2 protein-coding genes and 1 pseudogene are annotated in these 10,895 nt (G+C 63.8%); 2 read left to right on the top strand and 1 reads right to left on the bottom strand.

What is annotated here, in order from left to right; all coding sequences use genetic code 11:
• Nucleotides 1–142 precede the first annotated feature (142 nt).
• Both pvdO and ACK1U9_RS02335 read left to right on the top strand, forming a co-directional pair.
• Nucleotides 143–1,003, top strand: a complete 861-nt coding sequence (gene pvdO / locus ACK1U9_RS02340; RefSeq protein ID WP_449109679.1) for a dihydropyoverdine dehydrogenase — start codon at nucleotides 143–145, stop codon at nucleotides 1,001–1,003.
• Between the two features lie 126 nt (nucleotides 1,004–1,129).
• On the top strand, nucleotides 1,130–3,589 hold the full coding sequence (locus tag ACK1U9_RS02335; protein WP_196173055.1) for a TonB-dependent siderophore receptor: 2,460 nt from the start codon (nucleotides 1,130–1,132) through the stop codon (nucleotides 3,587–3,589).
• 190 nt (nucleotides 3,590–3,779) lie between these two features.
• Here the strand turns inward: ACK1U9_RS02335 and ACK1U9_RS02330 are convergent.
• Nucleotides 3,780–10,895: pseudogene (locus ACK1U9_RS02330) on the bottom strand (amino acid adenylation domain-containing protein); the annotation flags it as partial.

The raw sequence follows: 10,895 nt of genomic DNA, 5'->3' as shown, positions 1-10,895 counted from the left end.
CCCCCCCCCCCCCCCCCCCCCCCCCCCCCCCCCCCGCTCCCACAATAAGACCGCGCTACCTTGGATGTTGGTTAATTTCTCACCGCCCCGGCTCGTCTGAATGCGAAACGCAGCCCGCATTCACCCGTTTCGAGGCCTACCGATGAAAATATCCACCTGGCGCTACCGGCCAGCCCAGATCACCTGCCTGCTGCTGGTCAGCGCCTACGCCCACGCCGCCAAGCCCGGCGACGTGTTCAAGGACTGCAAGGACTGCCCCGAGATGGTCGTGCTGCCCGCCGGCAGCTACGTGATGGGTGCCCCCGATGACGAAGTCGGCCGCCAACCCGACGAGGGCCCGCTGCACACCGTGACCTTCGCCAAGCCCTTCGCCATGAGCCGCTACCAGGTCACCGCCGGCGAACTGGATGCCTACATCAAGGCCACCGGCACCGTCATCAAGAGCGGCGACGAGCGCCCCGGCCGCTGGTGCGAAGCCAGCAAGCCCAGCTACAAGCAAGGCCCCCGCCAGCCGGCGGTGTGCGTCGACTACGACGAGGTGCAGGCCTACACCCGATGGCTGGCGAAAACCACCGGCAAACCGTACCGCATGGTCAGCGAAGCCGAACGCGAATATGCCGCCCGTGCCGGTTCCAGCGGCCCGTTCCCCTTCCCCTTCGACGAACCGGGCAAGTACGAGATCAGCAAGCACGCCAACACCTATGGCCCCAAGGACGGTCATGCCTTCACCGCCCCGGTGGGCAGCTACCCGCCCAATGCCTTCGGCATGTACGACATGCACGGCAACGTCTACGAATGGGTCGCCGACTGCTACCACGACAGCTACGAAGGCGCCCCCACCGACGGCAGCGCCTGGATCCAGGACCCCAAGTGCATTCGCGCGCACATGCGCGGCAACGACTGGGGCGAGCCGCCGATCTTCTCCCGCTCGGCCAACCGCAACGACCGCCTCAAGACCACCCGGGGGGACTTCCTCGGCTTTCGCGTAGCACGCGAACTGTGAAGTTGTGACGCGGTTAACGCAGCACCGGCCAAAAAAATCGCCAATAAGAATCGTTCCGGTTTTTAACAGGTGCTGCGTCCTATAGCTGACATAGAAAAAAACCCTCTGCCAACGAGACCGCAATAGATGTCCAAGTCCCTCCCCGGCCCGCTCAACCCGCTTGCCAAAGCATTACTGATCCGTCATTCCCTTCGTCCCCAGCGCGCGTTCACACGCATCGGCCTGGGCCTGGCGATATCCGCTGCGATGGTTGCCCAGGTGCAGGCACAGGAGTGGACCCTGGATATTCCTGCGCAGTCGATGAATTCGGCGTTGCAGGCACTGGCCAGGCAGACCGATACCCAGTTGCTGTACAGCCCGGAAGATATCGGTGGCCTGCGCTCCTCTGCACTCAAAGGGCGCCACGACCTAGCTTCGTCCCTGCGCATCCTGCTGGGCGGCAGCGGGCTGCGTTATCAGATCGACGGCAACACCGTGACGGTAACAGCGAGTTCAGCCGCAAAGGACGGTCAGGTCGAGCTTTCGGCGACCAACGTCAATAGCGTGGGCCTGGGGGCCACTACCGAAGGCACGGGTTCCTACACTACCGGCGTGACCAGCACGGCCACCCGCATGAACCTGTCGATACGCGAAACACCACAAAGCATCAGCGTCATCACCCGTCAGCAAATGGACGACCAGCACCTGGCGACCATTACCGACGTGCTGAAGCAGAACCCGGGCATCACCATGTCCCAGGACGGTGGCGAGCGCTTTCACATCTATTCGCGCGGCTCGGAAATCAGTACCTACCAGCTCGATGGCGTGAACACCACGCAAGACTACCTGACGCGCAACATGCCCAACACCCTGATGGACATGGCCATGTTCGACCGCATCGAGATCGTCCGCGGTGCCACTGGCCTGATGACCGGTGCGGGCGAGCCCAACGGTGTGGTCAACATGGTACGCAAGCGCCCCACGCGAGAATTCCAGTCGTATGTGCAGGCCGGTGTGGGCTCGTGGGACTACTATCGCACCGAGGCCGACGTTTCCGGCCCGCTGATCGAAAGCGGCAAGCTGCGTGGCCGCCTGGTGGCCGCCAAGCAGAGCAACCAGAGCTACATGGACTGGTACAGCCAGGACCGTGACTTGGTCTACGGCGTGCTCGAAGCAGACCTGACCGATACCACCACCGTGCGCTTCGGCATGGACTACCAGACCTACGACGCCAATGGCGCGCCAGGTGTGCCGCTGTTTTTCAGCAATGGCCAGCCCACCAACTTCTCCCGCTCGACCAGTTCCGGGCCGCGCTGGATGTATGAAGACTACACCACCAAGAACTACTCCTTCGGCCTGGATCAGGAGCTTGGCAATGGTTGGCAGTTGAAAATGGCCGGCAACTACATGGATGTCGATCGCGACTCGCTGTCGGCGTTCTATCGCACCGGTGCCGGGGTCTCTACCCTCGATCAAGCCACCGGCAACGCCAAGTCCGACCTGCTGCAAGTCGATGCCCATCAGGTTCAGCGGGGCATGAACATCACGCTGCAGGGGCCTTTCGAGCTGTTTGGCCAGACCCACGAACTGGTTACCGGCTTCGACTACATGGATTACGAGAACAACCACTTCACCGGAACAGCTGGGGAAGCCACATTCAACTTCTACACCTGGGGCAATCGCATACCGCAACCTGGCAACTATTCGCCACTGCTGGATTATGATCTGACTATCCGCCAGACCGGCTACTTCATTGCCACCCGGTTCAACCTCACCGACGACCTGCACATGATTCTCGGTGCCCGTACCACCAATTACCGTTCGGACTCGAACCAGGTGGTATTGACCACTGGCAACGGCAACCCCACGCAACTGAATGAGCGCGGAGAGGTAACACCGTACGCCGGCCTGATCTACGACCTGACCGATGAGCAATCGGTGTACGCCAGCTACACCGATATCTTCAAGCCACAGACCAGCCGCGACCGTACCGGCAAGGTGCTGGACCCTGTAATCGGGCAGAACTATGAAATGGGCTGGAAGGGTGAATTCTACGACGGCCGCCTGAACGCCAACGCGGCGATCTACCTCATCAAGCGCGACAACCTTGCAGAGGAAGACACCGGCTTCAGCGTACCGGGCGTGCCTAACTCCACCGCTTACCGCGCGGTCAGCGGCGCCGAAACCAAAGGTATTGATCTTGAACTGTCCGGCGAAGTGGCTCGCGGGCTGGAAGTTCATACCGGTTACAGCCACTCCCGCACGGAAGATGCCAATGGCACTCGCCTGACATCTCAACTGCCGCTGGATACATTCCGCCTGTGGACTACCTACCGCCTGCCCGGCGAATGGGAGCGCCTGACTGTTGGTGGTGGGGTCAACTGGAACTCCCAGCAATCCCTGGCCACCCGCTACAACACGCGCATCACCCAGGAAGACTACGCCGTGGCCAGCCTGATGGCCCGCTACAAGATCAGCGAGCACCTGGCCGCCACGCTGAACGTGGACAACCTGTTCGACAAAAAGTACTACGCAGGCCTGGCCGGCAACTATGGCCACTATGGCGCGCCGAGAAACGCGACGCTGAACCTGCGCTACGATTTCTGATCAGCAGAACGAAAAAAGGCGACCCTGGAGGTCGCCTTTTTCATGCCTGCATGGTCTTCGGCAGGAGCGGCCTTGTGTCGCGAAAGGGCCGCAACGCGGCCCCGGGGGCTCAGCAGTTATGCAGGAATTGCCGGGGCTGCCTTGCAGCCCTTTCGCGACACAAGGCCGCTCCTACAAAGAGTGAGCAGGTTTACGGGCTGATCGTATCTGCCAGCAACAGCCTGGCGATCATCCCCTCAAGGACATCCACCTGTTCGAGGATGTCATAGTGCCCGGCATCAACAGCAATGTCCTGGCAGCTACCCCAAATGCCACCCGCGTGCGCGCCATCCCCCGCCCACCAGCAACTTGCCGCTGCCTCGGTAGACGGTAGCTGGCGCAATTGACGCGAAAGCGCCTTGAGTTTCATTGCCACAACAAAGGTCTGCGCCAGATCAGCGTTGCCGATTTCGGCATAGGCCGACTGTGCAGCCTGTGCGGCCCTTGCCGTTCCGATCACGCGCTCCAGGGCATCCTGAGTACTGCCGGCGGGCACGATCGGCAGCACCAGTGCATCGGCCGAAACCCCGAGAATCACCGCCAGGAAGCCACGCAGGTCGGCGCTCCAGTCACTTTCCTGCACGGCTTGCCTGGTCGAGGGCACGAAGCTGTCCACCAAGGCCAGCACCGCAACCCGCTGCCCCTGGCTTTCCAACTCCTTGGCCACCAACACCGCCAGGGTGCCGCCCAGCGACCAACCTGCCAGCTGATAAGGCCCTTCGGGTTGCTTCTGCCGAATGTACTGTGCGTAATCGATAGCCATCGTTTCCAGCGAATCATCCACCCAGGCGTGATCCAGCAGCATCCGGCATTGCAGGCCATAAACCGTGCAACGGCCTTCCAGCCGGCGCGCCAATGGCTCGTAATCGAACACCGTGCCAAACCCGGCATGCAGGCAGAACAGCGGCGTACTCACGCTCACTCGGCTGTTCAGCAACAACAGCGGGTCCAGGCTGGCATCGTCGGGGGCATAACCCGACAACTCGGCGATGGTCGGCCGGGCAATCACATCACGCAGTTTCAGTTCGATAGGCAAATCCTCGCAGGCGCGGACCTTGGACAGCATCTTCAGCACGCGCAGCGAGTCACCACCCAGTTCGAAGAAGTTGTCATCGACACCGACCTGCTCGACTTGCAGTACTTCCTGCCAGATCGCTGCCAGCGCCTGCTCGATCGCATTACGCGGGGCAACCCATGCCCGGCTTGCGGCAAACTCGGGTGCCGGCAGGCCATTGCGGTCGATCTTGCCGTTGGGGGTGAGCGGCAGCGCCGGCATCAGTACAAGCTGTGCCGGCACCATGTGATCCGGCAGGTCGGCGCGCAGGGCATCACGTAATTGCTCGGCGCGGGTATCGGCATTGTCCGTTACCACGTAGCCGATCAGTTGCTTGCCCGTGCTGATGTCACGCGCCACCACCACGGCATCGCGCACGCCAGCCAGGTTGCGCAAGCGTGCCTCGATTTCTCCCGGCTCGATGCGGAACCCTCGAATCTTCAGCTGGTTGTCCAGCCGCCCGAGGAAGTCGATGACGCCATCGGCGCGGCGACGCACCCGGTCACCGGTACGGTACAGTCGGCCACCCGTGGCAAACGGGTCGGCCACGAAGCGCTCGGCCGTGAGTGCGGCCCGCTGGTGATAGCCACGCGCCACGCCCTCTCCGCCGATATAAAGCTCACCGGCCACACCATCGGGCAGCGGGTTGAGGTGCTGGTCCAGCACGTGCAGCGCGCGCTCGCCAACGCGATCGCCGATCGGCGCGTACACAGCCTCACAGGTTCGTTGCACCGGCACTTTCCACAGCAAAGGCGTAACCACGGTTTCCGTCGGCCCATAGCCGTTGGTCAACCAGCGCGGGCGCAGCGTGCGCTTGACGTGCTCGAACAGGGCGTCCGGTACCGCATCGCCGCCAAAGCAGTACACCCGCACTGCTGGCGCGGGCTGCTGCTGGCTATCGGCGAATTCGGCCAACTGTTGCAGGTAGGCCGGCGGGAAGCAGGCGATGTCGATACGCTGGGCATGCAAGGTCTGCCAGGTTTCTTCTGCCGTCCACAGCCGGTTGTCACGCACCACCAGGCAACCACCCGAGGACAACGTCGACAGCCAGCGTTCCTGCGCCCCGTCGAAGGCGAACGACATGAACAGCAGCTCGCGGGTGTGCAGGTCCATCTCGTACAGCCCGGCGATGGCCTGGCAGTGCATGCGAATCTGGCCATGGCTCACCGCCACACCTTTGGGCTTGCCGGTAGAACCAGACGTGTAGATCAGATAAGCCAGGTTATCCGCGCACGCGCGCTGTACAGGTGCAGTAGCAGGCAGATGGTCCAGCGCTTGCTGGTCGAGCTCGACGCACCGCGCTACCTGGGTAAAGCGCTGGCGCAGGCCACTGCTGCTGACCAGCAGGTGCATTGCCGAGTCCTCGACAATCCACTGCAGGCGCTCTTGTGGGTAGTCGATATCCAGTGGCACATAAGCTGCGCCAGTCTTCATCACTGCCAGGAAGGCCACGATCACCTCCACCGACCGCTCCAGGGCAATGCCCACGCAGCTTTCCGGGCGCACGCCCTGCGCGATCAGGTGGTGGGCAAGGCGGTTCGCGCGAGCGTCCAGCTGGGCATAGGTCAACTGTTGGCCACCGCAGACTACCGCCATGGCCTCACCACGTTCACGGGCATGCCCGGCGATACGCTCGGCGAGCAGCGGCTGCTCGCGCCCAGGTGCCGCAAGCTGGTTGCGCAGGTCGGCGTGCCTTGCCTGCGCCGGCGTCAGCATGCCCAGGCTGCCCAGCGTGGCCTGGGGATTGTCCAGCATGGCGCTCAGCAGGCTTTCGAAACTGCCGCGCAGGCACTCGACAGCGGCTTCGGTAAAGCGGTTGCGCAGGTACAGGAACTCTACCGAAAAGGTTTCGCCCAATTGCACGGCCAGGTCCATGGCATAGTTGGTGACGTCGCGGTTACGTACTTCACCAAAGCGCAACGTTCCGCCGCCGCCCTCGCGCAGGCGATCGTCAACCGGGTAGTTCTCGAACACCACGATGCTGTCGAACAGCGCTTGCCCTGGCCGCCCGGCCCAGCGTTGTACATCGGCCAGCGCTGCATGCTCGTGGTCGCGCAGCTCCAGGTTGTAGTGCTGCAGCTGGTGCAGCCAGTCGCTGACAATGTGCTGGGGTTGCGGCGCCTGCACCACCGGTAGCGTGTTGATGAACAGCCCCAGCATCTCGCCTGCACCAGCCAGGCTGCTGGGGCGCCCGGCCACTGTGGCGCCGAAGCACACGCTGGCCTGGCCGGTGTAGCGTTGCAGCAGCAACAGCCAGGCGGCCTGGACCAGGGTATTGGGCGTGACCCTCAGGCGCCGGGCCTGGTCACGCAGGTGTTGCGTGCGCTGCGCATCCCAATGCAGGTACAGCGCATGGTGCCCGACAAGCTTGCCGTCCGCCTGCGGCGCAACACTTTCGGCCAACAGCGTCGGCCCCTCCAGGGCACGCAGCTTCTCGCTCCAGAACTGCTCCAGCTTGCCCATCGGCTGCTCGGCGAGCCAACGGATGTAGTCACCGAAGCGCCCCCCCGCATGGCTGGCAGGCCGGCCGTGATAAACCTGCAACACCTCGCCCAGCAACCGTGAATTGCTCCAGCCATCCATGAGGATGTGGTGACGCGACCAGATCAGGTGCAGGCGTTGCTCGTCCACTCGAACCAGCGTCAGGCGCATCAGGGGGGCACACGCCAGGTCGAAGCCTTCGGCAGCCTCTTCGGCTGCCAGCGCCTGCAAGGCGTCGCTGGTCACCTCACGCCCACGCCAGTCGAGCACGCGCAGCGGCAGACTGGCCTGACGCTGCACCACCTGCAAGGGCTCCGCCCACTGGGCCGATGACAGGAAGACCGTGCGCAGGATGTCGTGGCTGGCGATCACCTGGTTCCAGGCCGCGACGAAGCGGTCGATGTCCAGGCCGTGTACATCAACCGCAGTCTGGTTGATGTACAGCGCGGCGTCGCTCTCCTGCAGGGTATGGAACAGCATGCCCTGTTGCATCGGCGACAGCGGGTAGATATCGGCAATCTGAGCAGCAGGTACCGGCAGGTCGTCCAGTTGCGCCTGGCTCAGACGGGCCAATGGGAAGTCCGATGGCGTGAGGCCTTGGGTGTCATCCTGGCAGCAATGGTCGATCAAGGCCTTGAGTTCTTCTGCATAGGCATCGGCCAGTTGCTGGATGGTCGAGGTATCGAAGACTTCACGGCTGAACGTCCAGCCCAGTGTCAGCTCGCCGCCGTACACCTGCCCATTGAGCGCCAGCAGGCTGCTCAATGGCGCGGCCTCATCCTGGTTCAGCCCGGCATTCTCGCTGGCCGGTTTGAACAGGCTCGCCTGCTGGTCGAAGCTGCCATCGAACTGCCCAAGGTAGTTGAAGATGATCGCCCCCTGGGCCAGCGCCGCCAACGTCTGCCGAGCTTCACCAGCCCCCAGGTAACGCAGCACACCATAGCCCAGGCCCTTGTGGGGCACCGCGCGCAGTTGCTCCTTGATGGTCTTGATCGAGCTGGCCAGCTCGGGCTGAGGGCTGAGGTTGACCGGGTACATGCTGGTGAACCAACCCACCGTGCGGCTCAGGTCGATACCGTCGAACAGGTCTTCGCGGCCATGGCCTTCCAGGCGTACCAGTACCTGCGGCTGCGCAGTCCAACGGCTGACCACACGGGCCAATGCCGTCAACAACAGGTCGTTGATCTGCGTGCGATAGGCTGCCGGTGCCTGCTGCAGCAGCTTGCGGGTCCAGAGCGGGTCCAGGCGAGTGCTGACCGACGTTGCATGCTTCTGCCGGTTTTCGCCCTGGGGATGATCGCAAGGCAAAGCATCGCTGGCGCCTTGCAGTTGATCACGCCAGTAGTGCAGTTCATGTTGCAGTGCCTGGCTGCTGGCATAGGCCTGCAGCTGTTCGGCCCAGACCTTGAACGCGCTGGTCTTGGCCGGCAACTTCAGCGGCTGGCCGAGGGCAAGCGCCTGGTAGGCCTGTTGCAGGTCTTCCAGCAGGATCCGCCATGACACGCCATCGACCACCAGATGATGAATGACCAGCAGCAGCCGCTGGCTGCCGTCTGCCAGCGTTGCCAGCACGGCGCGCAACAGTGGCCCCTGAGCCAGGTTCAGGCTGCGCTGGGCCTGATCGGCCAAGCGTTCCAGCGCCTCGCTATCAACACACTCGCGAACCCATAGCAGCTCGGTCGATACCGGCGCGCCGATCGTGGCCTGCCAGCGCCCGGCACTCTGCCAGGCATTGAGCCGTAGCAGGTCGTGATGGGCATGCAGGTTGCCCAGCGCCATGTTCAAAAGGTGCGCATCCAGTGCCTCAACAGGTTCGAGCAGCACCGACTGGTTCCAGTGGTCACGTACTACAAGCGCTTGCTCGAAGAACCAGTGCTGCACCGGAACAAGTGGCAGAGGCCCGGTGACCGCGCCCTGCTCCAGCACTTGTGCTTCGCTGCACCGGGCAACCGAGGCCAGCCCCTGCACTGTCTGATGCTGCAGCAACTCCTTGGGGGTGAACTGGATATCCACCTGGCGCGCACGGCTGACCACTTGCAACGAAATGATCGAATCGCCGCCCAGCTCGAAGAAGTTGTCGGTCAGGCCGACCTTCTCCAGCTTCAGCACATCCGCCCAGATCGCCGCGATCTGCTGTTCCAGATCGCTCTGCGGCGCGACGTACTCGCCCTGCAACTGGCTGGCATCCGGCTGCGGCAGGGCCTTGCGGTCCAGCTTGCCGTTCGGCGTCACCGGCAGCTTGCCGAGCAGCAGCAGGTGCGCCGGCACCATGTAGTCCGGCAAACCGGCCTTCAGCGCCTCGCGCAGGCTGTCGCGCAATGCACCTTCGTCTTGCGAGCTGTCGGCAGGCACCACATAACCCACCAGCTGCTTGCCGCTTGGCCCGTCCAAGGCCAACACCACGGCTTCCTGCACGCTCGGCAGCTCCAGCAGGCGCGCCTCGATCTCGCCCAGCTCGATACGCAAGCCGCGGATCTTCACCTGGTGGTCGATGCGCCCGNCTCGGCAGCTCCAGCAGGCGCGCCTCGATCTCGCCCAGCTCGATACGCAAGCCGCGGATCTTCACCTGGTGGTCGATGCGCCCGGCGTAGTCGATCACGCCATCGGCGCGGTAGCGCGCCAGGTCGCCGGTGCGGTACAGGCGCCCGCCGTTGTCGCTGAACGGGTCCGGCACGAAGCGTTCGGCGGTCAGCGCCGGGCGTTGGTGGTAACCACGGGCCAGGCCCACGCCGCCGAGGTACAGCTCGCCGGCACTGCCGCGCACCGCCGGTTGCAGGCTGCCTTCGAGGATATGGGTCTTGAGGTTGTCGATCGGCTGGCCGATCGGCACGCTGATGCTTTCGTCCGGCTGGCAGGTCCAGTGGGTGACGTCGATCGCCGCTTCGGTCGGGCCGTACAGGTTGTACAGGCCCGCCGCCGGCAGGCGCTGCAGGGTCTGGCGGGCCAGCTCGGCCGGCAGTGCTTCACCGCTGCACACCACGCGCTTGAGGCTGACGCAGCTTTCGACCGCTTCGTGGGTCATGAACGCCTGCAGCATCGACGGCACGAAGTGCAGCGTGCTGATGCCGTAATGGTTGATGCATTCCACCAGCAGCTGCGGGTCGCGGTGTGCGCCCGGCTGGGCCACCACCAGGCGCGCGCCGGTCATCAGCGGCCAGAAGAACTCCCACACCGACACGTCGAAGCTGAACGGGGTTTTCTGCAGCACGCTGTCGCTGGCATCCAGGCCGTAGGCTTTCTGCATCCAGCACAGCCGGTTGACCAGCGCCTGATGGCTGTTGCCAGCGCCCTTCGGGCGACCGGTGGAGCCGGAGGTGTAGATCACGTAGGCGAGGTTCAGCGGGGCCACGTCGATGTTCGGGTTGGCATCGCTGTAGCCGTCCAAGTTCTCGGTATCCAGGTCCAGGCTGCGCAGGCCGGCCGGGATCGGCAGGGCTTCGTGCAGATGCGACTGGGTCAGCAGCAAGGCGATGCCGCTGTCCTCGAACATGTAGCTCAGACGGTCCTGGGGATATTCCGGGTCCAGTGGCACATAGGCGCCGCCGGCCTTCACGATACCCAGCAGGCCGACGACCATCTCCAGGCTGCGCTCCATGGCGATGCCCACCAGCACGTCCGGGCCCACGCCCTGCTCGCGCAGCTTGTGCGCCAGCTGGTTGCCACGGCGGTTGAGCTCGGCATAGCTCAGGGTCTGCTCGCCAAACACCAGCGCCGGGGCGTCCGGGGTGGCGA

The organism is Pseudomonas sp. XP1, assembly GCF_053557675.1.
The sequence above is the reverse complement of the archived record's forward strand: the minus strand, read 5'-3'. Positions and strand labels throughout refer to the sequence as shown.

Excerpts from the sequence above, each read along its gene's own strand:
- pvdO (WP_449109679.1), top strand. The coding sequence starts at position 143 with ATGAAAATATCCACCTGGCGCTACCGGCCAGCCCAGATCACCTGCCTG.
- ACK1U9_RS02335 (WP_196173055.1), top strand. The coding sequence starts at position 1,130 with ATGTCCAAGTCCCTCCCCGGCCCGCTCAACCCGCTTGCCAAAGCATTA.